The organism is Streptomyces sp. NPDC087906 (assembly GCF_055584925.1).
In genome coordinates this window covers 898,287-923,277 of the sequence record NZ_JBVJLC010000002.1, presented here as the reverse complement: position 1 = coordinate 923,277, position 24,991 = coordinate 898,287, and the positions used below count along the sequence as shown (strand labels likewise).

The window sequence follows — 24,991 nt, the reverse complement described above, 5'->3', positions numbered from 1 at the left end:
CCGGCTACCGGGCCTCGCCCGGCTACCGGGCCTCGCCCGGCTACCGGGCCTCGCCCGGCTACCGGGCCTCGCCCGGCTACCGGGCCTCGCCCGGCTACCGGGCCTCGCCCGGCCCCGGGGGGCGGCCGGCGCCGCGATGCCGGGCACAGCGGTCGCCGGCGCGGCGCCCGCGCTCACGCCCGTACGCGCAGCAGCAGCACCGCCCTTCCCGGGACCGTCACCGTCGTACCCGCCTCGTAGACCGTCCCCGGCTCCTCGCCCTGCTCCTCCAGCGACGTGTCGACCACCAGCTCGTACTGGCGCGCCCACGGCGGGCCCGGGAGCGCGAAGTCCACCGGGCCGGCCGCCGAGTGCAGCACGGTCAGGAAGCTGTCGTCCGTGATCTTCTCACCGCGCGCGTCACGGCCCGGGATGTCCCGGCCCGACAGGAACAGGCCGAGCGTCGAGGCCGGCGCCCACCAGTCCTCCTCCGTCATCTCCTCGCCGCGCTCGGTGAACCACGCCAGGTCCCGCAGTCCGTCGGCGGTCTGCGGGCGGCCGGAGAAGAAGGCGCGGCGGCGCAGCACCGGATGGTCCCTGCGCAGCTCCAGCAGCCGGGCGGTCAGCCGGTAGAGCCCGTACGAGCCCGGCTGCTCCAGCAGGGACCAGTCGAGCCAGCTCACCTCGTTGTCCTGGCAGTACGCGTTGTTGCTGCCGCCCTGCGTACGGCCCATCTCGTCGCCCGCGACGAGCATCGGCACGCCCGTCGACACGAGCAGCGTCGTCAGCAGGTTGCGGAGCTGGCGGCGGCGCAGCGTGTTGATCGCCGGGTCGTCGGTCTCGCCCTCGGCGCCGCAGTTCCACGCGCGGTTGTCGTTCGTGCCGTCGCGGTTGCCCTCGCCGTTGGCCTCGTTGTGCTTGTGCTCGTAACTGACCAGGTCGCGCAGGGTGAAGCCGTCGTGCGCCGTGATGAAGTTGACGGAGGCGTACGGCCGCCTGCCGCCCCACGCGTACAGGTCGCTGGACCCGGAGAGCCGGTAGCCGAGGTCGCGTACGTCGGGGGTCGCGCCGCGCCAGAAGTCCCGTACGGCGTCGCGGTAGCGGTCGTTCCACTCCGTCCACAGCGGAGGGAAGGCGCCGACCTGGTAGCCGCCGCTGCCGACGTCCCACGGCTCGGCGATCAGCTTCACCCGGCGCAGCACCGGGTCCTGGGCGATGACGGCGAGGAACGGCGAGAGCATGTCGACGTCGTGCATGGAGCGGGCCAGCGCAGCCGCCAGGTCGAAGCGGAAGCCGTCGACGCCCATCTCCGTGACCCAGTAGCGCAGCGAGTCGGTGATCAGCCGGAGCACATGCGGCTGGACCACGTGCAGGGTGTTGCCGCAGCCCGTGTAGTCCGTGTAGCGGCGGGCGTCGGACGGCAGCCGGTAGTAGCCGCGGTTGTCGATGCCGCGCAGCGACAGCGTCGGACCCTGCTCACCGGCCTCGGCCGTGTGGTTGTAGACCACGTCGAGGATCACCTCGATGCCCGCGTCGTGCAGCGAGCGGACCATCTCCTTGAACTCCTCGACCTGCTGGCCGCGGGTGCCGCCCGCCGCGTACCCGGCGTGCGGCGCGAAGTAGCCGATGGAGTTGTAGCCCCAGTAGTTGCGCAGCCCGCGCTTGAGCAGGTGTTCCTCGTGCGCGAACTGGTGCACCGGCAGCAGCTCGACCGCCGTCACGCCGAGCCGGCGCAGATGGTCGACGGCCGCCGGGTGGCCGAGCCCCGCGTACGTGCCGCGCAGCTTCTCCGGGATGCCGGGGTGGAGCTTGGTGAAGCCGCGCACATGCAGCTCGTAGATGACCGAGTCGGCCCAGGGGGTCTTGGGGCGCCGGTCGTCGGCCCACTCGTCGCCGGGGTCGTCGTCATGGACGACCACGCCCTTGGGGACGTACGGCGCGGAGTCCCGCTCGTCCCGTACGGTGTCGGCGACCTGCTGCTGCGGCCAGTCCCGCACATGCCCGTACACCTCGGGCGGCAGCGTGAAATCGCCGTCGACCGCGCGGGCGTACGGGTCGAGCAGCAGCTTCGCCGGGTTCCAGCGGGCCCCCGTCCACGGGTCCCAGCGGCCGTGCACCCGGAAGCCGTACCGCTGCCCGACCCCGATGCCCGGCAGGAAGCCGTGCCAGATGCCGTGGGTCTGCTCGGTCAGCGGCAGCCGGGTCTCGGTCTCCTCGTCGTCGAACAGGCAGACCTCCACCGCCTGCGCGCCGCCCGCCCACAGGGCGAAGTTCGTGCCCGCGATCCCGTCGGGGCCCACCCGGTAGCGCGCCCCGAGCGGGGTCGGCGCCCCCGGCCACACCGGTGGTACGGCCCTGCCGGGCTCCCCGAGGAAGCCGAAGGCGCCGACCGCCTCCGCCGCCTCCCTGGTCTCCCGTACCGTTCTGTGCGCTGTCTCCTGCTCGGCTGCGCTCGCCACCTGTCCGGCCTCCTGCGGCTCGTCGGCCTCGCGGCTCGGTGCGCACGGGTCCCGGCCGTGGCTCTCCTCGCGTGGTCCTTGCGACTGTTCTTCCCTTCTCGGGCCCCGCCCTCACGTTTCCGGCGCGGGGGGCTGATCGTTGGACGTGCGTGAGACATGTACTGAAGCGCGCAGGGGCAGCGGCGGCCACCGTACTGGCCTGGACAGGACTGATGGGCGGGCTGGCGGGGTGCTCCGGCGGCGGCTCGTTCCTGGCCGGGAAGTCGGGGGCGCCGGGGGACTCGATCCAGGTCACACCCGAGAACGGCACGAAGGGCGTCGGCAGGTCGGACCGGATCGCGGTGAAGGTGACCGAGGGCCGCCTGGAGCGGGTCGAGGTGCGGCGCGTCGAGGACGCGGTACGGGACCCGCTGCCCGGCCGGATCTCGGCGGACGGCCGCTCCTGGGCCCCGCTGAGCGGGGAGCGGGTCGTCCTGGCGGCCAAGTACGGCGTGGACGCGGTCGCCGTCGACGGGGACGGCAGGCGCTCGGCGCGGCACACCACCTTCGCCACGGCCGTGCCCACCCACCGCTTCATCGGGTACTTCAAGCCGGAGAACCGTTCCACGGTCGGTACGGGCATGATCGTCTCGTTCGACTTCAACCGGCGGATCAGCGACCGGGCCGCCGTCGAGCGCGCCATCACGATCACTTCCGTACCCGCGGTGGAGGTCGCCGGGCACTGGTTCGGCGACCAGCGGCTCGACTTCCGGCCGCGGGCGTACTGGCGGCCGGGCACGAAGGTCACGGTCGACGTGCGGCTGCGGGACGTCCAGGCGGCGCCCGGGGTCGTCGGCATCCAGCGCAAGACCGTCGCCTTCACGGTCGGCCGCTCCCAGGTCTCCCTGGTCGACGCGGAGCGGCACACCATGGAGGTGCGGCGCGACGGGGCGCTGCTGTCCACGCTGCCGATCACGGCGGGCGCCGCGAAGACCACCACGTACAACGGCAAGATGGTGGTCTCCGAGCTGTACGACGTCACGCGCATGGACGGCAGGACCGTCGGGTTCGGCGGGGAGTACGACATCAAGGACGTCCCGCACGCGCTGCGGCTGACCACGTCGGGGACGTTCCTGCACGGCAACTACTGGGCGTCCGACGACACGTTCGGCAATCTGAACACCAGTCACGGCTGCGTGGGGCTGCGGGACGTCAAGGGCGGCGGCGCCGACACCCCGGCCGGCTGGTTCTTCGACCGGACCCTGGTCGGCGACGTGGTGGAGGTCGTCAACTCCCGTGACAGCGTGGTCGCTCCGGACAACGGGCTCAGCGGCTGGAACCTGGACTGGCCGCGCTGGCTGGCCGGATCGGCCCTGCGCTGAGCCCGCGCCGACCCGGCGCCGACCCCGCGCCGCCCGCCCGTACACCGCCATGACCTGCACAGTCCGGCGCAGTTGGAACGGAACGGTGACATTAGCGAGAACGTCCCGGGGCACTCGGTGTGATTATCTATCGCCGGGCGCGTGGACCAGGCGCGCGAGAGTGCGGGCCGTGGCGGGGCCAGGCCGTGCGAGGGGAGACGACCATGGTGAACCAGCTACCGATATCCAAGGCGCCGGTGCGGCGCAGAAGCCGAACGGGACTGCTGGCGCTGCTGCTCGGCGCCCTGCTGATCATGGTCACCGCCTGCGGGGGCGGCGGCGGGGGCGGCGCGGCGAAGGGCGGCAGCGACAAGGCGGGCGACGCCAAGGAAGCGGGGAAGGCGGCCAACACCGCGTCGCAGGCGGTCGTGACCATCGCACCGGAGGACGGCGCGAAGTCGGTGGCCACCACCGGCGCGCTGAAGGTGTCGGCGGCCAAGGGCAAGCTGACCGCCGTCACCGTCAAGGACGACAAGGGCGACCCGGTCGACGGGAAGCTCGCGACCGACGGCAGCACGTGGCAGCCGCTCCAGCATCTGGCGGGCGCGACCAAGTACAAGGTGCACGCGACGGCGAAGGACGCGGACGGGCGGGTGTCCGCCAAGGACATCACCTTCACCACGCTCGTCCCGCAGAACACCTTCATCGGCTACTACACCCCCGAGGACAAGGCGACGGTCGGCGTGGGCATGCCGGTCTCGCTCAACTTCACCCGGGGCATCACGGACCCGGAGGCGGTGGAGAAGGCCATCACGGTCACCGCCGACCCGGCGGTGCCGGTCGAGGGCCACTGGTTCGGCAACGACCGCCTCGACTTCCGGCCCGAGAAGTACTGGGCGCCGGGCACGAAGGTCACCGTGCGGCTCAACCTCGACGGCGTCGAGGGGCGGCCCGGGGTCTACGGCAAGCAGGCCAAGTCGTTCAGCTTCACGATCGGCCGCTCGCAGATCTCCACGGTCGACGCGGGCAAGCACACCATGAAGGTCGTCAGGGACGGCAAGCAGATCAAGCAGTTCCCGATCAGCGCGGGTGCGCCGGCGAACACCACGTACAACGGGCAGATGGTCATCAGCGAGAAGTACGAGGTGACCCGGATGAACGGTGACACGGTCGGGTTCGGCGGGGAGTACGACATCCCCGACGTGCCGCACGCGATGCGCCTCTCGTCGTCCGGCACCTTCATCCACGGCAACTACTGGGCGGCGCCGGGGGTCTTCGGCTCGACCAACACCAGCCACGGCTGCGTCGGCCTGCGCGACACGCGCGGCGGCGGCGACAGCGACGCCCCGGCGGCCTGGTTCTACGACCGCTCGCTCATCGGTGACGTGGTCGTGGTGAAGAACTCCAAGGACAAGACGATCCCCCCGGACAACGGCCTGAACGGCTGGAACATGTCCTGGGCGGACTGGACCAAGTAGGCCCGGCTGCGAGGAATCCGCCAGCAGGGACCCGGCGCGCTGTGACCAAGCGCACCGGGTCCTCTTGCGTTAGCCGCCGTTGGGGCCTGCCCGGTGGATCATGGCCGGGCCCGCGGCGCCTGGCACGGCACCTCGCCGCGTTACCGAAACGCCCCGATAGCTCCGCTATCGAGACGCTCCGGCGCCTTGCGATCTACCGCACCAGACACCGCGGCCTGTCCGACCCTGATCCACCGGACAGGCCCTAACCTGCCTCCCATGGCATCTGCTAACACTGTGACCCTCGAAGTCGACGGCGGCGTCGGAACGATCCGGCTCGACCGCCCTCCGATGAACGCGCTGGACATCTCGATCCAGGACCGGCTGCGCGAACTCGCCGAAGAGGTGGGCCGGCGGGACGACGTGCGCTCCGTCGTCCTGTACGGCGGCGAGAAGGTCTTCGCCGCCGGCGCCGACATCAAGGAGATGCGGCGGATGGACCACGCGGCGATGATCGTCCGCTCCCGCTCCCTCCAGGAGTCGTTCACCGCCGTGGCCCGCATCCCCAAGCCCGTCGTCGCCGCGATCACCGGTTACGCGCTCGGCGGCGGCTGCGAGCTGACGCTGTGCGCCGACTTCCGGATCGCCGCCGACAACGCCAAGCTCGGCCAGCCCGAGATCCTGCTGGGGCTGATCCCCGGCGCCGGCGGCACCCAGCGGCTCGCCAGGCTCGTCGGTCCTTCCCGGGCCAAGGACCTGATCTTCACGGGCCGTCAGATCGCGGCGGACGAGGCCCTGGCGATCGGTCTCGTCGACCGGGTGGTCCCGGCGGCCGAGGTCTACGAGCAGGCGCACGCGTGGGCGGCGAAGCTCGCCAAGGGTCCGGCGCTCGCGCTGCGCGCGGCGAAGGAGTCGGTCGACGCGGGTCTGGAGACCGACCTGGAGACCGGGCTCGCCATCGAACGCAACTGGTTCGCAGGCCTGTTCGCCACCGAGGACCGGGAGCGCGGGATGCGCTCCTTCGTCGAGGACGGTCCGGGCAAGGCCAAGTTCCTCTGATCCCAAGCCTGTTGGACACGGCGGGCCGTCGCGTCAAGTGGCCTGACGGCTTAGCCCCACCTTAAGAGAACCTTAAGAAAAAACCCTTGATCGCGGCTCGCGACCGTTCGAACGCGCGGTGTCACCGCAGGTCAGTCAGGCTGTTCGGCAATGCGTACTGCCAGCGGCATATGCCAAACACGCCCCCCGGAATGACTCGTTCCGGGGGGTTGATTCCCCCGGAACGCCCCCGGAGCGCCCCCGCTGCGGCCATGATGGTGGGCATGGCGGGCCTGGAGGATGTGGAGCAGCCGCAGCGAAGCGGCCATGCGTCCACGGTGCGGCGGACACCGGCCGTCGAGGACGAACAGGCGCTTCAGGCGCTGGAATTGTTCGGTAATCCGACGGACGCGGAAGTCCGGCTGCCGTCCCGCCCCGAGTCGGCGGCCGCCGCCCGGCGGCTCACCCACGGTGTCGTCCTGCGCCAGTGGGCGCTCTCCCCGCAGACCGCCGAGTACGCCGTCCTGCTCGTCTCCGAACTCGTCGGCAACGCCGTCCGGCACACCGGCGCCCGGGTCTTCGGGCTGCGGATGCTGCGGCGGCGCGGCTGGATCAGGATCGAGGTGCGTGACCCGTCGCGCGGACTGCCGTGCCTGATGCCGGTCCGCGAGATGGACACCAGCGGCCGGGGCCTGTTCCTGGTCAACCGGCTCGCCGACCGGTGGGGCGTGGACCTCTTACCCAGGGGCAAGACCACCTGGTTCGAGATGCGCGTCGCCGACCGCCAGCTCCCCTGACGTACCGCCGCTGACGTACCGCCGCAGAGGAGCGCCGCGACGAGCCGATAATCTGAACCCGTCCATACAGCATGACGAAGGGGCGGAATCAGTGGCGGACATCGACGACGTGCGCAAGGCGTTCGACCAGTTCGACGCGGACGGGGACGGCCTGATCACGGCCGCCGAGTACAAGAGCCTCATGGCGCGGCTCGGCGACCACTACGTGACGGAGCCCGTGGCGCAGGCGGTCATCAACTCCCACGACGGCAACGGCGACGGGCTGCTCAACTTCGACGAGTTCCTGGCCGCCCGCAGCAAGGGCTGACCCGGCACCGGCGCGCGGCGGCCCCCGGGTCCGGAGGGCCGCCCACCGCGACCGCCGTACGGCATTCGCCGCAGCCGGGCTGGCGCGTGCCGGCGACGGCGGAGACGATCATCCGGTGATCTTCCCGGGACCCACCGCAGGCGATGTCACCGAGGCCGGCAGCCGGCAGACCGGCGCGGGCCCCGGCGCCGTTCCAGGCGCCGTTCCCAGGAGCGCGCCGCCCGCCGCGCGCCTGACCCCCCGTAACACGGCGCTCCTCGCGGGCGCGGCCCTGCTCGCCGCGCTGATCGCGCTCCTCGGAGTCGGCGTCGCCACCCGCGGCACCGGCGAGCTGCCCATCCCCGCCGCGGGCCCCACCACCCTGCTGCGCACCGCCGTCTTCGGCGCGCTCGCCCTGCACATCGGCGAGCTGGCCGGTCACCGGTTCGCCCGTACCGGACCCGCGCCGCGCAGTTGGGCCGTGCCCGCCGCACTGACCGGAGCCGCCGCTTCGGCGGGCCAGCTCCTGGTGCTCTCCGAGGTCAGCGGCCTCGACCTCGCCGCCGTCTACGGCACGGTCGACGGCCGGCTGCTGCTCGCCATGGCCAACGGCTTCCTGCTCGCCGCCGGATGCGCCGCCCTGAAGCGGCCGTTCCTGGCCGTACTGCCGCTGGCCGCCGTCATCGGCGCCGAGGCCCTGCGCGCGCACCCCGAGGCGTACACCCCGCTGCTCGGCACGGCCCTCACCGCCGTCCATCTCACCGCGGCCTCCGTCTGGACCGGCGGCCTGTGCCACGTCCTGCGCACGATGTGGCTGCGCAGAGCCGACAGGACCGGGGCGCGCGCCGTCCTCGCCCGCTACGCCCGCGTCGCCGGCTGGCTGCTCGCCGCCCTCACCGCGACCGGCACCGTGTCGGCGCTGCGCCGGCTGCCGTTCGACGTCGTGCTCGGCTCGGCGTACGGCCGGGTCCTCATCGCCAAGCTCGCGCTCGTCGCCGTGGCGAGCGGCCTCGCCCTGCGCGCCAGGGGCCGGCTGCGCGGCGGCCGGGAAGCCGGCGGGCCCGCCCGCGCCGAACTGGCCGTCCTGGCCTGCGTCGTCCTCGTGTCGGCCGTGCTCACCGTCGTCCCCGACCCGCACTGGCTCGGCGTCCGGTAGCGTCGCCCGTACGGGGTACACGCCGCTCGGAATCACCGGGCGGCGAGGCGGGGGACGAGATGGGGACAGCGGTCCATGTTCCGCAGACGCGGGACATGATCGGCGACGAGCTGTCCGGCGACGAGGCGTGGGCGGCGCTGCGCCGCTACGGCGGCCGCAAGCTGCTCGTCGACGCCTTCCTGCGGTTCCGTTACGCGGACGGCTTCAGCAACGCCCGCGCGCTGGCCTTCCAGATCGTCCTGGCCCTCGTGCCGTTCACCATCGCGCTGGTCGGGGTCGCCACCACCGTGCACACCGAGAGCGTGGGCCGGGTCGTGGAGCTGACGCTCGGCCGGATCGCGCCGGGCCCCAGCGCCGAACTCGTACGGGACTCGCTCGACCGGTCCCGGCGCGGCGCGGGCGCCGGGATCGGCGCCGCCATCGCCGTCTGGCTCGGCCTCGGCTTCGCCACCGTCAATCTCGCCGCCGCCATGTCCCAGATCGAGCGCGGCGCCAACCGCATCTACGGCATCGAGCGCGACCGGCCCTTCGTGCTCAAGTACGGCAGGGCGCTGCTGCTCGTCGTCATCGCCGGGCTCCCGCTGATCGCCGGATTCCTGGTGCTGGTCGGCGGCGAGGCGGTGGGCAGCGCGCTGGACGAGACGTTCGGCTGGGGGCAGGGGCTGCGCAACGCCTGGGACTGGCTGCGGGTCCCGGTCGGGGTGCTGCTGACCTGGGTCGCTTCGGCGGCCCTGTTCCGCTGGGCGCCCCGCCGCGACCAGCCGGGCTACACCTGGCTCGCCTTCGGCTCGGCCGTCCATCTGGTGCTGTGGGTGGCGGCGACCTGGCTGCTCGGCCTGTACGTCGACCGCAGCGGCTCCTTCGGCACGGTCTACGGGCCCCTGACGGCCTTCGTCGCCCTGCTGCTGTGGGCCAACCTGGCCGCCATCGCCCTTCTCCTCGGGGTGGCCTTCGCCGCCCAGTTGGAGGCCGCGCGCGCCGGCCTGCGCGACGCGGTACGGCCGGACCCGGGTCCCGGCGCCTAGGGCCTGTCTGACACATAGCGCCGTCCGCCCACAGGGCGGGGCTTGCGGCGTCTGGTGCGTGCGATCGCAAGGCGGAGGGTCGTCCTCGTACTGGAGATACGCCGACGAGCCCGCCGAGCCCGACAACGCGGCGAGCGTGCGTGCCAGGCGTCGCAAGCCAGGCGGGATGTGTCAGACAGGCCCTAGGGCCTGTCGGCGCCCCGGGCCCTTGTGCGAAGGCGTCCGAAGGCCCTTGCTACTACCCCCGGTATCCCCGGCCCTTCGCTGGGCCGATGGGGTGAATCAGTGCGCCATGCCGGTGACAAGGGCAATCCCCGCCTCCCTACCTCGCGAATGTGTCGGTGGGAGTGCCCGCGGTGGCGCGGGCGCCGAGAGAGATGGGGCGTGATGGGCGCAGAGCACATCGACACCCGACTGCTTGAAGAACTGACCGAGCAGTCACAGGACCTGAACAGCGACGCCTTGCGCATCACGGGCAGCGCGCTGGCGGACTTCGCCGAGTCCACGGGGCGACCGGAGCGCTGGTGGCAGCGGGGAGGCGTGCTGGCAGGCGCGATCGGCGCCGCGGCCCTCTTCGGCCCGAACCGGGCGATGGCCGCGACGTCGGCCGACGACATCATGGCGCTGCAGACCGCGGCGTCCATCGAGAACCTGGCCGTCAGCGTCTACCAGACAGCGGCGGGCCTGCCGTTCATCAAGAACGGCAACAAGACGGTCGCGGCGTTCATCGCCAAGACCACCCAGCAGCACCAGGCGCACGCCAAGGCGTTCAACGCCGCGGCGACCCAGGGCGGCGGCAAGGCGCAGACCGCGCCCGACCCGAAGTACGCGGCCATCGTCAAGCAGACGCTGCCGTCCATCAAGACCCCCGCCGACGTGGTCAAGCTGGCCATCACGCTGGAGGACGTCGCGGCGCAGACGTACACCAAGAACGTCGGCCAGGTCAGCGACCCGCAGTTGCGCAAGCTGTTCGCCTCCGTCGCCCCCGTGGAGGCGCAGCACCGCTCGACGCTGCTGTCCGTGCAGGCGCTGCTCGCCGCCGGTGACGCCAGGCTGATCGCCATCCCCACGGATGCCGCGAAGCTGCCCGCCGCCGCCGGCACCGCCGGGATCCCCGACAGCTTCTACCCGACCAAGGATGCCTCGCCGATCTCTGAAGGGGCCGTGAAGTGAGTACCAAGCAGGGCGGCTGGGAGCTGCCCATCAGCGAGGGTCAGCTCGACCGCCTCACCCGGGAGATGGAGGAGGCGCACCGCGAGACGCTGCCCGCGATGCGCGCCAGCGCCGCTGATCTCACGGAGCAGATCAACACCGACCGGCGGCGGTTCCTGCTGGGCGCCGGCGGGGTCGGCGCCGCGTTCCTGCTCGCCGCCTGCTCCAGCGACAAGGACTCGTCGGCCACGCAGTCGTCGGCCGGCGACGCCCAGTCGCCTGCCGCCGTCTCCGACAAGGTCACCTACACCGGTGACCTGAAGATCGTCGCGCTGGCCGTCGCGCTGGAGAACCAGGCCGTCGGTGCCTACAAGACGACGCTGTCCGCGGCCAAGGCGGGCAAGCTCGGCACCGTACCGCCGGCCGTGGCGAGCTTCGTCACCAAGGCGATGGCGCAGCACGAGGACCACGCGAAGGCGTGGAACGCGGTGCTGACCGGCGCGGGCAAGCCGGCCATCACCAACGTGCCGCTCTCCAACCAGCAGCAGGTCACCAGCGCGCTGTCGAAGGCGACCAGCGTCGCCGACGTGGCGAAGCTGGCGCTCCAACTGGAGGACCAGGCGGCGCAGACGTACCTCTTCGCCACGTACAACGTGAAGAGCGCGGGCGGGATCGAGACCGCCGCCACCATCGCGCCCGTCGAGGCGATGCACGCGGCGATCCTGCACTTCGTCCTCGGCCAGTACCCGGTGCCGGACACGTTCCTGCCCACCGACAAGGCGGCCAAGCCGAGCCTGCTGACCGTCTGACGGCCGGCCGGACGGCGCGAGCCGTGTGACAGCGACGGGTGCGTGCCCGGGACCGCGACCGGACTCCCGGTCACGGAACCGGGCACGCACCCCCGTTGCGCTGCCGCTCCTCCAGCGACTCGACACGCGCCGCCTGTTCCTCGGTGAGGACGTCGCACACCCAGTCCCAGTGCAGCGCCACCCGGTCGCCGGGGGAGAGCCCGTCGATCAGCGACCTGCCGCCCGTCGACCACCGCACCACCTGGCGCACCGGCTCCCCGGCCACCATCCGCGTACCGTCCCAGACGAGCGGACGCGACCGCGCCGTCGCCGCCTCGCCGTCGACCTCGCACACCACCCCGGTACGGATCCGGCACTGGTCGAGCACGCCCAGCGCCGTCGGACTGCCGCCCGCGCGCAGCATCCGCGCCCACGGGTACACGTCGAACACCTGGAAGCTGTGATGGGCGACGGCGCGCGGCCCCGCCTCCTGCCACGTGCCGCCGAGCTGGCCGCGGAACCGCTCCCGCATCCGGTCGAGCAGCGCCTCCGGATCGGCCAGCTCCAGCAGGTCGTTGCCGATCCAGTACGCCTCGACGACCCGCGGGTCCAGCGGATCGGCGAGCCCCGCCGACTCGGCCAGGAACTCCAGATAGCACCACGCGCCGTCGAACTCCCGCGCCCGCCGCTCGATCCCGGCGCTCCCGCCCGGGGACAGCAGCGCCGACGCGTCGGCCGGGCCGCAGTAGCCCAGTTCGTTCGGCGGATAGGCGTACCGCGCGAACAGCACCGCGCCCTCCGCGCTCATCAGCAGATCCTCGGCAACTGCTCACCGATGGGCAGCCCGACCACGCGGGTGCCGCCGAGGCCCGTCCGCGCGACGACCATGCCCGGGTGGTCGGGTACGCAGGTGCCGATCCGGCACGCGGAGCCGCCCAGCGGATGCGCCCGCATGGCGGCCAGCACCTCGTCTGCGGCCTCGGCGGGCACGACGGCGAGCAGCTTGCCCTCGTTCGCGACCTGGAGCGGATCGAGGCCCAGCAGGCTGCACGCGTCCCGCACGGTCTCCGGGACCGGCAGCTCCTTCTCGACCAGTTCGACGCCGACCTGCGAGGCGCGGGCGATCTCGTTCAGCGAGGCCGACACCCCGCCGCGCGTCGGGTCGCGCAGCACCCGTACGTCGGCGCCCGTGGCGAGCATGCGGGCCACCAGGCCGTGCAGCGGCGCCGTGTCGCTCTCCACGGCCGTACCGAACTCCAGGCCGTCCCGGCAGCTCATGACGGCGACGCCGTGCACCCCGATGTCGCCGCTGACGAGCACCGCGTCCCCGGGCCGCGCGCGGCGCGGGCCGATGTCGACGCCGTCGGCGATCACTCCGATCCCCGAGGTGTTGATGTACACCCCGTCGCCGCTCGCGCTGTCCACGACCTTGGTGTCGCCGGTGACGAGCCTGACCCCGGCCGCCTGCGCCGCCTCGCCCATGTCCCGGGCGATCCGGCCGAGTTCACCGAGCGGGGTGCCCTCCTGGAGGATGAAGGCGGTCGACAGGAACAGCGGGGTCGCGCCCGACATCGCCAGGTCGTTGACCGTGCCGTTCACGGCGAGGTCGCCGATCGAACCGCCGGGGAAGAACATCGGCTTCACCACGAACGAGTCGGTGGAGAAGGCCAGTCGGGCGCCGTCACCTGTGGAGACGACGGCCGAGTCGCCCAACTCGGCGGTGGCGGCGGCCCCGTACCCCGGCAGGAACAGATGCTCGATCAGCTCGCCCGACATCGCGCCGCCGCCGCCGTGGCCCATCACGACGGTCGGGGTGTCCCGCAGCGGCACCGGGCAGACCCAGCTCTCGAAGTCGAGATCGGCTGCGTGTTGCATGGCTTCAGTCACTTCGATTCGACCAGTTCCAGTCGGCGGTAGGCGTGGTAGGCGGCGCAGGCGCCCTCGGAGGAGACCATCGTGGCGCCGAGCGGGCTGCGCGGTGTGCACTCCTTGCCGAAGGCGGCGCACTCGTGCGGCTTGATGTGGCCCTGGAGGACCTCGCCCGACCGGCACAGCGGCGACTCGGCGGTGCGGATGCCCGCCACGTCGAACCGCAGCTCGGCGTCGAACTCCCGGTATTTGTCCGCCAGTCGCCAGCCGCTGCGCGGGATCATGCCGATACCGCGCCAGGTGCGGTCGGTGACCTCGAAGACGTCCCGCAGCATCTCCATCGCCGGGACGTTGCCCTCGTCGCGCACGGCGCGCTCGTAGGCGTTCTCCACCTCGTACCGGCCCGCTTCGAGCTGCACGACGGTCCTGCGGATGCCTTCGAGGATGTCCAGCGGCTCGAAGCCGGTGACCACGACGGGGACGCGGTACTTCGCTGCGAGCGGCGGGTACTCGGCGGTGCCCATCACACTGCACACGTGCCCGGCGGCGAGGAACGCCTGCACCCGGCAGGTCGACGACTCCATGACGGCCGCCATCGCGGGCGGCACCAGTACGTGCGAGACCAGCAGCGAGAAGTTCGGCACGCCGAGCCGCGCGGCCTGATACACCGTCATGGCGTTGGCCGGCGCGGTGGTCTCGAAGCCGATGCCGAAGAAGACGACCTCCCGGTCCGGGTTCTCCCTGGCCAGCTTCAGCGCGTCGAGCGGCGAGTACACCACCCGTACGTCACCGCCCGCGCTCTTGACGGAGAACAGGTCCCGGCCGCTGCCCGGCACCCGCAGCATGTCGCCGAAGGAGCAGAAGATCACCCCGGGGGTCGCAGCGATGGCGAGCGCCCGGTCGATGATCTCCAGCGGGGTCACACAGACGGGGCAGCCGGGGCCGTGGATCATCTCCACGCCCTCGGGCAGCAGTTGGTCGATGCCGTGCCGGATGATCGAGTGGGTCTGGCCCCCGCAGACCTCCATCATGGCCCAGGGCCTGGTGGTGGCCGCGTGGATCTGGTCGAGCAGCCGCTTCGCCAGATCAGGGTCGCTGAACTCGTCGAGATACCTCATCGGCCGGCCCCCTCGGTCTGCGACGGCCCTGCCTGCGACAACTCCGTCTGCGTCAATCCCGCCTGTTCGGCGGCCAGTTCGAAACCGTCACCGAACTCCTCGGCGAGGATGCCCAGTTTCTCGAAGTTGGCCAGCGTCTCCTGCGCGGAGCGTTCGTCGAGCCGCTGGATGGCGAAGCCGACGTGGACGACGACGTATTCACCGACCGCCACGTCGGGGATGTACTGGAGGCACACCTCCTTGCGTACGCCGCCGAAGTCGACGTCGGCCATCAAGGTGCCGTCGACCTCGGCGGTACTGAGGACACGCCCCGGGACTGCCAGACACATGGTCTCTCTTCTCTGTGGTTCCCTCGGTGCTTCGGCGGGCGCCGTGCGCTCAGCCCGAAGCGGCGATCAGAAGTTGCCCGAGCGCGATTCCGCCGTCGTTCGGGGGGAGCAGCCGGGGCCGCAGCACCGTGAACCCCCGTCCGGCCAGGGTCCGTTCGGCGCCTTCGAGCAGCACGGCGTTCTGGAACACACCGCCGCCGAGCGCCACCACGTCCAGGCCCGTCCGGCTCCGGCAGTGCTCGGCGAGGTCGCCGACGAGGGCGACGACGGCGGCGTGGAAACGCGCGGCGACCAGTTCCGTCGCTGTCCCGGCCCGTACGTCGGCGACGACGGCGCGGATCACCGGACCCGGGTCCGCGATCACCGGCTCGTCCGAATCGGCGGGCTCTCCTGAGCCGGAGCCGGAGCCGGAGCCTGAGCCGGAGTCGGCGCCGGAGCCGGTGCAGGCGGTGCGGTCGAGGCCGAAGGCGTACCCCGTCCCCGCCGGGACGTCGACGCCGCGCGCCAGACCCTCCAGCGCGACGGCCGCCTCCGCCTCGTACGCCACCTCGTGCCGTACCCCGGCCAGCGAGGCGACGGCGTCGAAGAGCCGGCCCATGCTCGACGTGGGCACGCAGCCGAAGCCGGTCCCGAACTGGTGGACCAGCACGTCCCGTTCCCTGGCCGGGCAGGCGGCGACCGCCGGGATGTCCTCGGCCCAGTCGACCTCGGCCGCGTGCAGATGCGCGAGCGCCATCCGGTAGGGCCGCAGCACACTCGCGTCGCCGCCCGCGAGCGGCACATAGCGCAGCCGCGCCGCCCGGTGGAACGACTTGTACCCCGCGACCAGCACCTCGCCGCCCCAGGCGGCCCCGTCCGTGCCGTGCCCGGTGCCGTCGAAGGCGATCCCGATGACGCGCTCACCGGCCCCGACGCCGTGCTCACCCATCACGGAGGCGATGTGCGCGTGGTGGTGCTGCACCGTACGGACCGGCCGGCCGGCCGCGTTCGTCCTGGCCCACTCCGCCGAGCGGTAGTCGGGATGCCCGTCCGCCACCAACTGGCCGGGGGCGACCCCGGTGAGCTGTTCCAACTGGCCTTCGGTCGCGGTCAGCGCCTCGACCGTGGCGAGGTCGTCCATGTCGCCGATGTGCTGGCTGACCCACGCGTACCGGCCCTCAGCCAGCGCGCAGGTGTTCTTCAGGTCGGCCCCGACGGCGAGCATCGGCGGCACCCCGAACGGCAGCGCGAGCGGCAGCGGCGCGTAACCGCGTGAGCGGCGCAGCGGCAGCTCGGCCCCGGCGACGAACCGGCTCACCGAGTCGTCGCACGGCATCTGGATCTTCCGGTCGTGCCGCAGCCAGGCGTCGACCAGCGGCGCCAGCTCGGTGAGCGCCCGCGCGTCGTCGGTGACGATCGGCTCGCCGGACCGGTTGGCCGAGGTCATGACCAGCGCGTCGGGCCCCGCGGGGTCGTCGCCGATCCCGAACAGCAGCGTGTGCAGCGGTGTGTACGGGAGCATCAGCCCGAGGTCGGGACTGCCGGGCGCCACTTCCTCGGAGAGCCCGGGTCCCGGCCTGCGCGGCAGTACGACGATCGGCCGCCGTACGCCGGTCAGCAGCGCCTCCTCGTCCCCGCTCAGCGACACGAGCCGGGCGGCGGTCTCCAGGTCGGCGACCATCACGGCGAACGGCTTGCCGCCGCGCTGCTTGCGGCGCCGCAGCTCCGCCACCGCCGCGTCGCTGCGCGCGTCGCAGGCGAGGTGGTAGCCGCCGAGCCCCTTGACCGCGACGATCCGGCCTTCGGCGAGCAACTGCCTGGCCACCCGCAGCGCTTCGGCGCCACCGGCGGGCGAGCCGTCCTTGCGGATCAGTTCGAGCCGCGGCCCGCAGTCGTGGCAGGCGATCGGCTGGGCGTGGAAGCGCCGGTCGCCCGGATCCTCGTACTCCGCCCGGCACGCCTCGCACATCTCGAAGGCGGCCATCGTGGTGGCGGCCCGGTCGTAGGGCGTGCCGGTGACGATCGTGAACCGGGGGCCGCAGTGGGTGCAGGAGACGAAGGGGTGGCGGTGGCGCCGGTCCGCCGGGTCCGCCAGCTCGGCCAGGCAGTCCTGGCAGGTCGCGACGTCGGGGGAGACCAGGGTGCGGGCGCGGTCGCCCCCGGTGGAGTCCTCGATGGTGAATCCGGTGCCGCCGCGCGTCGGCTGCTCGGAGGTGTCGACGGCCTCGACGACGGCGAGCGGCGGCGGCCGCTCGATCAGCCGGCGGCCGAACTCGGCGACCGCGCTCTCGTCGCCCTCGACCTCGGCGACCACGCCGGCCGGGGTGTTGGTCACCCAGCCGGCCAGCATGAGTTCCGAGGCGAGGACATAGACGAACGGCCGGAAGCCCACGCCCTGGACGACGCCGTGCACCTCGTACCGCCGCCGGACGCGGGCAGCGGCGCCGCTGCCCATCATGGCCAGACCCGCCAGCGCCTCGCGCGCCTTGGCCCGGTCGATCAGCTCCACGGCGAAGCCCATGTGCAGCAGCACCCAGTCACCCGGCGCGGGCGGTGCGTCGAGCATGCCGATGTTGACGCGCCGCCGGGCGCCTTCGACGTCGACGAGCGCGAGCTGGCCCGCGTACCCCTCGACGATCTCCACGACCTGACCGGGAATGCCAAGGCACATGTTCAAGGGCTCCTGGGCTCGGCGGGTTCGGCCGGCACGAGCCGCCGGACCAAGGTGCGTACCGCGTCGAGCGCTTCGGGTACGGCGGCGGAGACGGCATCGCTCAGTCCGATGCCCTCCTCCACCCCGGCCGGGGTGCAGCCCACGACGTAGGTGACCGGAAGAGTACCGCCCAGTTGGCCCAGATTTGCCAGTACAGCGACCGGATTCATCCCGTGTGCATCGAATTCACCCGTACCGAGGTCGTCGGGCCCGACTTCGAGCACGGTCACCTCACCGGCGGCGCCGCCGCCCGGATACGCGTCGACCAGCACCAGCGCGCCGTACCCGTCGAGCAGGTCGTACGCGAGGTGCATGCCGCGGATCCCGTAGTCGGTGACCTGGACCGACGGCGGCAGGCCGCCTTCGCCCGCCAGCCGCCGGACGACCTCGGGCCCGAAGCCGTCGTCACCGAGGAAGAGGTTGCCGATACCGGCGACGAGTACGCCGTCGGCCACCGTCAGCCTCCGCCGGACTGCAGGTCGGGCGCGTCCGGGTCGTTCGGTGACTGCGGGTCGACGGACGTGTCGGACTTCTCGTCCGAGCCGCCCTCGGGCCGGTCGGCGGGTCCGCCGCCCGGCTTGTCGGAGCCGGTGTCGCGTGAGCCCTTCGGACCGCGCTCCTCCTGGGGCTCCTCGGCCCGGTCCTCCGCTGGTGTGCCGTTCATCGGATCCACGTCCTCACATCGCGCGCATGCGCAGGTAGCGGCGGACGTCGGGGATCGACATCACGCCGACGACAACGGCCACGGCGGCGGCGGTCGCCGCGACGCCTGTGGTGATGATTCCCAGGGTCTTCACGATCGGCTCTCCTCTCGGTGTTCCGGCTCCGGTTCCGGTGCCGGGTGGCTCCCGGCGGGCAGCGGTTCCAGCTCGTCGGGGGCGAAGTAGAAATACCGGCCGTACCAGTCGTGCATGTCGGCCGCCGGATCGTCGACGAGTACGAGCGCGACATGCACCCCGCCGTCGACGTCCGAGAGCACGGCGGTCACCCGCGCCACCTGCCCCGCGAAGAACAGGTCCTGCGCGTCGGCGCGGCGGGCGGGATGCACCCGTACGAGGCTGCCCTTCGCGACGCTGACGCCGTTGATGACGACCGCGTCGGTCGCGGGCTGGAAACCGGCGTCGGCCGCAGGGTCCCACCAGGGCGCGCCGCCGGTGTCGAAGGACGCGGGCTCGGCGTCCCGCAGATCGGCGGGCGCGCCCGGCAGTTCGGCGGACGCGCCCGGCAGTTCGGCGGGCGCGTCGTGCGGGGCGCGGGCCTCGGCGTGCGGGTCGCGGAGCAGGCCGTGGAGCTGCTGGAGGTCGGCCGGTGACATGCCGTCGCAGCGGTCGATGATCTCCCGCGCGCGCGGATCGGTGGCCCGCGCCTCCGCCTTCTCCTCGTCCGTCATGGTCATGACCCGCAGGGTCAGGATCTCGTCGATCTCGGTGGAGTCGAAGAGGGCTCCCGCGCTCTGCTCGGCCACCTCGGGGTGGTCGTACAGGATGATCGGCGCGCCGAGCACGGTGTCGGTGCTGCCCTTCGCCCCCGCCAGCACCGGCCAGCAGCGCCGCTGCCGGCAGCGCTTCGCCGCCGCCTCCGCCGCCACCGGCGGCTCCAGCAGGGAGACGAACTCCGCGCCCTCCGCCTGGAGCAGCAGATGCGTGCCGATCAGCGAGGCGCGGATCGCCGCGTCCTTGTCGGCGGCCGTCGCCGCGTGCTCGTTGCCGACCGAGACCGTCAGCCGGACGAACCCGTCGTCGGCGGCCGGCTCCGTACGGACCCGGGCGGCCAGCTCCTCGCGGCGGCGGACGATACGGCCCACCGGCGCGCCCCGCTCGTCGGTGAGCGGTTCGACCTCCTCGCCGCCGGGCACGGTGACCAGGTGATCGGTCGGCGCGTCCAACGGGACGGTGCCGAGGGCGATTTCCCGCTCGACCGCCTCGTCCCAGCTCAGCACCGACACTCCGGCCACGGTGAGTTCCGGTACGGGGGAGTGGCTGCCGTCCGCCTCCAGCCGCTGCACCTCGCGTACTTGGAGCTGCAGGAAGCGCAGATGGACGGTGACCCGGGCAGCGGCGTCGCCGGGGTCAGTCAGCAGGCACTGCATCGCCATGCCCGGGTCCTCGCCGAAGCTGGCGGGCGCCGCCGACGGCGGGCCGAGCACCCCGAACTGCCAGCGCGACTGGTTCTTGTGCGAGCTGGCGCGGTACGGGTAGAGCAAGTACCCCTCGTACAGCACCGCGTCGGCGACCGTCCGCACATGGTCGAGACCCAGGACGCTCATGCGACCACCTCGTCGGCCTCGGCCAGCAGCATCCGCACGGTCTCGTCCCAACTGATGAGGCCGCGCCGGGCGCGGAAGTCCGCGATCCGGTCCAGCACGTCCTGGTCCAGCCTGATCCAGCCGGAGTTCGGGAAGTGCGCGGCGATCATCTGCCGCCACACCGCGACCGGCAGTTGGTAGCGGGCCTCGCAGTCCCAGGGCACCTGCCGCACCCCGAACCCCGCGGCGCCCTTGGTGAAGACCGTTCCGGAGAACAGCAGCGTCAGCGGTACGGTGCCGTCGCCCAGCGCGTGCAGATAGCGCGAGCCGATCACGTCGAAGTCGTATGTGCACGGCAGCGGCAGATCGACCTCGGTGGCGCCGGTGAACCCCTGCACCGTGGTGTTGCACTGCATCCACAGGAACGGCCGCAGCGTGTCGGACCAGCGCTCACGCTCCCCGAACAGACCGAGCAGCCCGTCCTGTTCGGCCGCGTCGTAGTGCCGGCGCTGCGGTTCGATACGGACCTGGCAGCGCAGCACGATCGCGTGGATCCGCTCGCCCGCCGCGTCCTCGATCCGCAGCCGCGCCGTCAACTGCGGCGCGACGCTGTACGGCTCGGCGACGACGTCGAGCACGGAGAACTCCATCCCGCTCATCCGCGACCGCCGTCCAGGACCACGGGCCGGCTGCGCTCCGCGACCTGCGCGAAGAACGCGTCCATCGCGTCGTGCGCCTCACGGCCGCCGTCGAAGCCGCGCCACAACGTGCGCAGCCTGCCGACCAGTTCGTAGCAGGCGTCGATCGGCACCAGATGGCAGGAGGACCCCTCGGGCCCCTTCGAGCGGCGCACCAGCAGGGCCTCCACATCGGGGCGCAGCACGGCCAGCTCCGGGTTGGCCCCGACGATGGTGTCCCAGGCGTCCAGCGGCAGTTCGGACTCCGTGGCCCCGGCGGGCCCGGGGTAGAAGGCGATCGTGCGCTCCTGGAGCGAGTTGCGGAACAGGAACGCGAGCCCGACCGGGATCTGCAGCTCGTCCCAGGTCCGCTCGTCCAGCGTCAGTCCGTCGAAGCGCAGATACCGCTCGGGCACCGCGCGGTAGCGGAGCTGCGCCTCCGGGTCGCTGAAGAGCAGGTAGCAGGCCCGGCAACTGCACATCAGGGCGCGGCTGTCGAGGTTCACCACATGGGAGTGCTCGGCGCCGACCGGCTCGGCGCACATCTCGCAGCGCTCGCCTGCCACCGGCTGCGGGCGGTTGCGGGTGACCCGCAGCAGCGAGGCGACCGGGGACGGCCGGGAGCCGGCGATCATGTCGCCACCGGCGCTGACACGGCCACCGGCGCGGGGACGGCCACCGACACGCTCGCGCCGTCCGCCAGCAGCGGCAGCGGGTCCAGATGCAGCCCCTCGACATCGAGGCAGGCGCCCGCCCGGCGTACGTCGTAGTGCGCCCGGCAGGCGGGGCAGCGCAGCACCGCGTCGCCCGAGGCGCCGCCGAGCCGGCGGGCCAGCGCGGCGCCCGCCAGCGACGTCTCGCACCGTGCGCACCTGTCCCGGAAGGCGAACAGGTCGGCGCCGATCCGGCAGGCCACGACGGGCACGTCGGCAGCGGTGAGATGCGTGACGGCGCCCGACTCCAGCGCGAGCAGCTCCGGCACCGGCTGCCAGGAAGCCCCGGCCCCGTCGGCGGCCGGCGCGCTCTCGTGCAGCCGGGAGAACAGCGCCTCGACCGGGACCACCGGCCCCGAGGCGCCGGTTGAGGCGTCCTCGTCGGCCGACCGCACCTCGATCGTGGTGATCTCGGGGGCCGCCGCCTCGACGGCGCCCTGCACGGCCAGCTTGAGGGTCGCCGACGACGAGGGGCAGCCGTCGCAACTGCCCAGCAGCCGCAGCCCGACCACCCCGTCGTCGGTGACCCCGAGCAGTTCCACGTCACCGCCGTGCGAGCCCAGATACGGCCGCACGCTCGCCAGGGCCTGCTCGACCCGGGTCTCCACGCTGTACGGGTGCAGCCCGTGCACCAGCAGCAGGCTGGCCACCAGCTCGTCGGCCGCCAGTGCGGCCAGCGTATCGTCGCCCAACTGCCCGTTCTCGTACACGAGATCGAGCAGCCGCTCAAGCCCGGCACCGTAGAAGTCCGTGACGAGCCTGACCAGTTCCTCACTGCGCTCACGGGCGACGGCGCCGCCCGAGGCGCTGGCGGCGATCAGCGTGTCGATGCGCTCACCGGTCGCGCGCCAGTCCTCGGACGGGGCCGCGCGCTCACTCTGTTCTGTGGTCACGTCACTCACTGCCCGCTGACTGGGTGGGGCTGTGCAGCAGTTCGAGCTTCTTGCCCTCGCCGAGGTACATGTGCACCCCGCACGGCAGACAGGGGTCGAAGCTGCGCACCGTGCGCATGATGTCGATGCCCTTGAAGTTCTCCCGGTCGTTCTCCTCGAAGATGGGCTGGCCCTGCACCGCGTCCTCGTAGGGTCCCGGGGTGCCGTAGGTGTCACGCGGGCTCGCGTTCCACGGAGTCGGCGGGTACGGGTGGTAGTTGGCGATCTTGCCGTCCCTGATCACCATGTGGTGCGAGAGGACGCCCCGTACCGCCTCGGTGAAGCCGCAGCCGACGGCCTCCTCCGGGACCTCGAACTTCTCCCAGGTCTTGGTGCGGCCCGCCCGGATCTCCACCAGCGCCTTCTCGGCGAAGTGCAGCGCGCAGGCCGCCGCGTACGCCTGGAAGTAGGTGCGGGCGCGGTTGCGCTCGATGGTGTTGCTCCACTTCGGGACGTGCCACTCCAGCTCGACCGGGCCCTTGAGCGCGGTCTTGGGGAGGTTGATCTTCACGCTGTGGCCGGTGGACTGGATGTAGCCGATGTCGACGAGCCCGGCGAGCGCCGTCGTCCACAGCCGGGCGAGCGGGCCGCCGCCGGTGTCGAGGGCGAGGTAGTCCTTGCCGTCGAACCAGCGCGGCGACATGACCCAACTGTATTTGTCGTCCAGATCCCGCTTCTGCGGCTGCGGGTTGGTGTGCTGGTTCCACGGGTGGCGCCGGTCCACCTCGTTGCCCAGCGGGTCGTGCGTCACGAACGTCTCCTGCTCGTCCCAGTCGTTGTAGTACGACGAGCCGAGCAGGATCCGGATACCGAGGTTGATCTTCACCAGGTCGGTGGTGACCAGTTTGCCGTCCACGACGACACCGGGGGTCACGTACATCTTCCGACCCCAGTCGGTCATGTCCTTGTACTGGAAGTTGCAGTGCTCCGGGTCCTGGAAGGAGCCCCAGCAGCCGAGCAGGATGCGCCGGTTGCCGACCTGCTCGTAGCCGGGCAGCGCCTCGTAGAAGAAGTCGAAGAGGTCGTCGTGCATGGGCACGACCTTCTTCATGAATTCCACGTAGCGCTGGAGCCGGGTGATGTAGTCGGTCATGAGCTGGATGGTGGCGACCGTGCCGACCCCGCCCGGGTAGAGCGTGGAGGGGTGCACATGCCTGCCCTCCATCAGGCAGAACATCTCCCGGGTCATCCGGCTGACCTGGAGCGCCTCGCGGTAGAACTCGCCGGTGAACGGGTTCAGCGAGCGCATGATGTCGCCGATGGTCTTGTACCCGTGGGCCTCGGCGTGCGGCGACGGTGTGCGGTTGGCCTGCTCCAGCACCCCGGGGTTGGTCTCGGCGACCATTTTCTCGCAGTAGTCGACCCCGACCAGGTTCTCCTGGAAGATGTTGTGGTCGAACATGTACTCGGCGGCTTCACCGAGGTTGACGATCCATTCCGCGATGTGCGGCGGCTTCACGCCGTACGCCATGTTCTGCGCGTAGCACGAACACGTGGCGTGGTTGTCACCGCAGATGCCGCAGATCCGGCTGGTGATGAAGTGCGCGTCGCGCGGGTCCTTGCCCTTCATGAAGACCGAGTAGCCGCGGAAGATGGAGCTGGTGCTGTGGCACTCGGCCACCACCTTCTGCTTGAAGTCGATCTTCGTGTAGATGCCGAGGCTGCCGACGATACGGGTGATGGGGTCCCAGGCCATCTCCACCAGTTCGTCCTTGCCCTGGCTTCCCGGGCCGCCCTTTTGCCGCGTCGCCGTCATTGCGCCGCCCTCATCTTTCTTTTCTTTGCGGTGAGTTACCAGGTGCGGGTGGCGCCGGACAGGAGCTGCTTTCCGGGTTTGCGCCACTTCGGTTCGCGGTCCAGCGTGTGCGTGGTGATGTGGCGCAGCCGCCGCATCGTGGACCCGTACAGGCCGACCGAGTTCGTGGAGAGCTTGCCGCCGGGCGGCTCGTCCATGAACGGCATGAACTTGTCGGGGAAGCCCGGCATGGTGCAGCCGATGCAGATACCGCCGACATTCGGGCAGCCGCCGATACCGTTCATCCAGCCGCGCTTGGGCACGTTGCACTTGACGGTCGGACCCCAGCAGCCCAGCTTCACGATGCACTTGGGCGAGCCGTACTCCGTCGCGAAGTCGCCCTGCTCGTAGTAGCCGGCCCGGTCGCAGCCCTCGTGCACGGTCTGGCCGAACAGCCAGGTGGGGCGCAGCGCGTCGTCGAGCGGGATCATCGGGGCCTGGTCGGTGGCCATGTAGAGCAGGTAGGTCAGCGTCTCCGACAGGTTGTCCGGCTGGATCGGGCAGCCGGGCACGCACACGATCGGGATGCCGGCCTTGGACTTCCAGTCCCAGCCCAGGTAGTCCGGTACGCCCATGGCGCCGGTCGGGTTGCCCGCCATGGCGTGGATGCCGCCGTACGTCGCGCACGTACCGACGGCGACGACCGCGGTGGCCTTCGGCGCCAGCCGGTCCAGCCACTCGCTGGTGGTCATCGGCTGCCCGGTCGCGGGGTCGTTGCCGAACCCGGACCAGTAGCCCTCCTGGTGCAGTTTCTCGTTGGGGATGGATCCCTCGACGACGAGGACGAACGGTTCGAGTTCGCCCCTGTCCGCCTTGAAGAACCATTCGAGGAAGTCGTCCGCGCCCCCGTTGGGGCCGCATTCGAAATCAATCAGCGGCCAGTGCACGGCCACCTGGGGAAGGCCGGGCAACGCGCCGAGCGCGATTTCCTCGATGCTGGGCTGGGTGGCGGCGGTCAGCGCCACAGAATCGCCGTCACAACTGAGACCCGCGTTGATCCACAGGACATGGATCAGCGTATCTTCCGCTTTTACTGCTGCCTCTGTCGGCATAGCGCTGCCGCCTTCCGGGGGGCATCGGCCCACACGTGTGGTGTCACTCACATTGCTACCATCTAGACTCCGCCCAAGTGCCCTGTCAACAC

24 protein-coding genes are annotated in these 24,991 nt (G+C 71.7%); 9 read left to right on the top strand and 15 right to left on the bottom strand.

The window, feature by feature from the left end:
- Positions 1-173 precede the first annotated feature (173 nt).
- Positions 174-2,438 (bottom strand): glycogen debranching protein GlgX, encoded by a 2,265-nt coding sequence (glgX, locus tag ACZ63I_RS09465; protein ID WP_469336951.1) that lies wholly within the window; start codon positions 2,436-2,438, stop codon positions 174-176.
- Positions 2,439-2,587: 149 nt separating this feature from the next.
- Between glgX and ACZ63I_RS09460 the strand changes: the two genes are divergently transcribed.
- The 9 genes from ACZ63I_RS09460 to ACZ63I_RS09420 all read left to right on the top strand — a co-directional run bounded on the left by ACZ63I_RS09460 (position 2,588) and on the right by ACZ63I_RS09420 (position 11,498).
- The gene (locus tag ACZ63I_RS09460; protein WP_469336949.1) at positions 2,588-3,799 is read left to right on the top strand and encodes a L,D-transpeptidase; all 1,212 of its coding nucleotides are present in this window, start codon (positions 2,588-2,590) and stop codon (positions 3,797-3,799) included.
- A 203-nt stretch (positions 3,800-4,002) separates the two neighbouring features.
- Entirely contained in the window at positions 4,003-5,256 is a 1,254-nt protein-coding gene (locus tag ACZ63I_RS09455; RefSeq protein WP_469336947.1) for a L,D-transpeptidase, read from the top strand.
- Positions 5,257-5,514: 258 nt separating this feature from the next.
- Entirely contained in the window at positions 5,515-6,294 is a 780-nt protein-coding gene (locus ACZ63I_RS09450; protein ID WP_469336945.1) for an enoyl-CoA hydratase/isomerase family protein, read from the top strand.
- A gap of 251 nt (positions 6,295-6,545) precedes the next feature.
- Complete coding sequence (locus ACZ63I_RS09445; RefSeq protein ID WP_469336943.1) at positions 6,546-7,070, top strand: ATP-binding protein; 525 nt, start codon at positions 6,546-6,548, stop codon at positions 7,068-7,070.
- 91 nt (positions 7,071-7,161) lie between these two features.
- The gene (locus ACZ63I_RS09440) at positions 7,162-7,377 is read left to right on the top strand and encodes an EF-hand domain-containing protein (RefSeq protein ID WP_469336942.1); all 216 of its coding nucleotides are present in this window, start codon (positions 7,162-7,164) and stop codon (positions 7,375-7,377) included.
- Between the two features lie 118 nt (positions 7,378-7,495).
- Positions 7,496-8,512: a CopD family protein gene (locus ACZ63I_RS09435; protein WP_469337066.1), complete on the top strand. Its 1,017-nt coding sequence runs from the start codon at positions 7,496-7,498 to the stop codon at positions 8,510-8,512.
- A 59-nt stretch (positions 8,513-8,571) separates the two neighbouring features.
- On the top strand, positions 8,572-9,537 hold the full coding sequence (locus ACZ63I_RS09430) for a YihY/virulence factor BrkB family protein (RefSeq protein ID WP_469336940.1): 966 nt from the start codon (positions 8,572-8,574) through the stop codon (positions 9,535-9,537).
- Between the two features lie 387 nt (positions 9,538-9,924).
- The gene (locus tag ACZ63I_RS09425; protein ID WP_469336939.1) at positions 9,925-10,710 is read left to right on the top strand and encodes a ferritin-like domain-containing protein; all 786 of its coding nucleotides are present in this window, start codon (positions 9,925-9,927) and stop codon (positions 10,708-10,710) included.
- Positions 10,707-11,498: a ferritin-like domain-containing protein gene (locus ACZ63I_RS09420; protein ID WP_469336937.1), complete on the top strand. Its 792-nt coding sequence runs from the start codon at positions 10,707-10,709 to the stop codon at positions 11,496-11,498. The genes ACZ63I_RS09425 and ACZ63I_RS09420 overlap by 4 nt, the downstream gene beginning before the upstream one ends.
- 70 nt (positions 11,499-11,568) lie before the next feature.
- On the opposite strand, the gene ACZ63I_RS09415 is transcribed toward ACZ63I_RS09420, so the two are convergent.
- Genes ACZ63I_RS09415 through ACZ63I_RS09350 form a run of 14 tightly spaced genes read right to left on the bottom strand, consistent with a single transcriptional unit; the run spans position 11,569 to position 24,899 of the window.
- A complete protein-coding gene (locus tag ACZ63I_RS09415) occupies positions 11,569-12,285 on the bottom strand; it encodes a DUF6390 family protein (protein WP_469336935.1) in 717 nt (238 codons plus the stop codon).
- Complete coding sequence (hypE, locus tag ACZ63I_RS09410; RefSeq protein ID WP_469336933.1) at positions 12,285-13,352, bottom strand: hydrogenase expression/formation protein HypE; 1,068 nt, start codon at positions 13,350-13,352, stop codon at positions 12,285-12,287. The genes ACZ63I_RS09415 and hypE overlap by 1 nt, the downstream gene beginning before the upstream one ends.
- A gap of 8 nt (positions 13,353-13,360) precedes the next feature.
- Positions 13,361-14,464 (bottom strand): hydrogenase formation protein HypD, encoded by a 1,104-nt coding sequence (gene hypD / locus ACZ63I_RS09405; RefSeq protein ID WP_469336931.1) that lies wholly within the window; start codon positions 14,462-14,464, stop codon positions 13,361-13,363.
- The gene (locus ACZ63I_RS09400; protein WP_469336930.1) at positions 14,461-14,793 is read right to left on the bottom strand and encodes a HypC/HybG/HupF family hydrogenase formation chaperone; all 333 of its coding nucleotides are present in this window, start codon (positions 14,791-14,793) and stop codon (positions 14,461-14,463) included. The genes hypD and ACZ63I_RS09400 overlap by 4 nt, the downstream gene beginning before the upstream one ends.
- Before the next feature lie 49 nt (positions 14,794-14,842).
- Positions 14,843-17,443, bottom strand: a complete 2,601-nt coding sequence (hypF, locus tag ACZ63I_RS09395; RefSeq protein WP_469336928.1) for a carbamoyltransferase HypF — start codon at positions 17,441-17,443, stop codon at positions 14,843-14,845.
- Between the two features lie 2 nt (positions 17,444-17,445).
- A complete protein-coding gene (locus tag ACZ63I_RS09390) occupies positions 17,446-17,940 on the bottom strand; it encodes a hydrogenase maturation protease (protein ID WP_469336926.1) in 495 nt (164 codons plus the stop codon).
- A gap of 2 nt (positions 17,941-17,942) precedes the next feature.
- Entirely contained in the window at positions 17,943-18,149 is a 207-nt protein-coding gene (locus tag ACZ63I_RS09385; RefSeq protein WP_469336924.1) for a hypothetical protein, read from the bottom strand.
- A gap of 13 nt (positions 18,150-18,162) precedes the next feature.
- Entirely contained in the window at positions 18,163-18,282 is a 120-nt protein-coding gene (locus tag ACZ63I_RS09380) for a DUF6893 family small protein (protein WP_443042974.1), read from the bottom strand.
- Positions 18,279-19,751 (bottom strand): hypothetical protein, encoded by a 1,473-nt coding sequence (locus ACZ63I_RS09375; RefSeq protein ID WP_469336922.1) that lies wholly within the window; start codon positions 19,749-19,751, stop codon positions 18,279-18,281. Before ACZ63I_RS09375 ends, ACZ63I_RS09380 begins: the two co-directional genes overlap by 4 nt.
- Positions 19,748-20,389 carry a DUF6084 family protein gene (locus tag ACZ63I_RS09370; protein WP_469336920.1) on the bottom strand — a complete coding sequence of 214 codons (642 nt, stop codon included), beginning with the start codon at positions 20,387-20,389 and terminating at the stop codon, positions 19,748-19,750. Before ACZ63I_RS09370 ends, ACZ63I_RS09375 begins: the two co-directional genes overlap by 4 nt.
- A complete protein-coding gene (locus tag ACZ63I_RS09365) occupies positions 20,386-21,042 on the bottom strand; it encodes a DUF5947 family protein (RefSeq protein ID WP_469336918.1) in 657 nt (218 codons plus the stop codon). Before ACZ63I_RS09365 ends, ACZ63I_RS09370 begins: the two co-directional genes overlap by 4 nt.
- Positions 21,039-22,013, bottom strand: a complete 975-nt coding sequence (locus ACZ63I_RS09360; RefSeq protein ID WP_469336916.1) for a NifU family protein — start codon at positions 22,011-22,013, stop codon at positions 21,039-21,041. Before ACZ63I_RS09360 ends, ACZ63I_RS09365 begins: the two co-directional genes overlap by 4 nt.
- A 1-nt stretch (position 22,014) precedes the next feature.
- On the bottom strand, positions 22,015-23,808 hold the full coding sequence (locus ACZ63I_RS09355) for a nickel-dependent hydrogenase large subunit (protein WP_469336914.1): 1,794 nt from the start codon (positions 23,806-23,808) through the stop codon (positions 22,015-22,017).
- A gap of 35 nt (positions 23,809-23,843) precedes the next feature.
- A complete protein-coding gene (locus ACZ63I_RS09350; RefSeq protein WP_469336912.1) occupies positions 23,844-24,899 on the bottom strand; it encodes an NADH-quinone oxidoreductase subunit B family protein in 1,056 nt (351 codons plus the stop codon).
- Positions 24,900-24,991 lie beyond the last annotated feature (92 nt).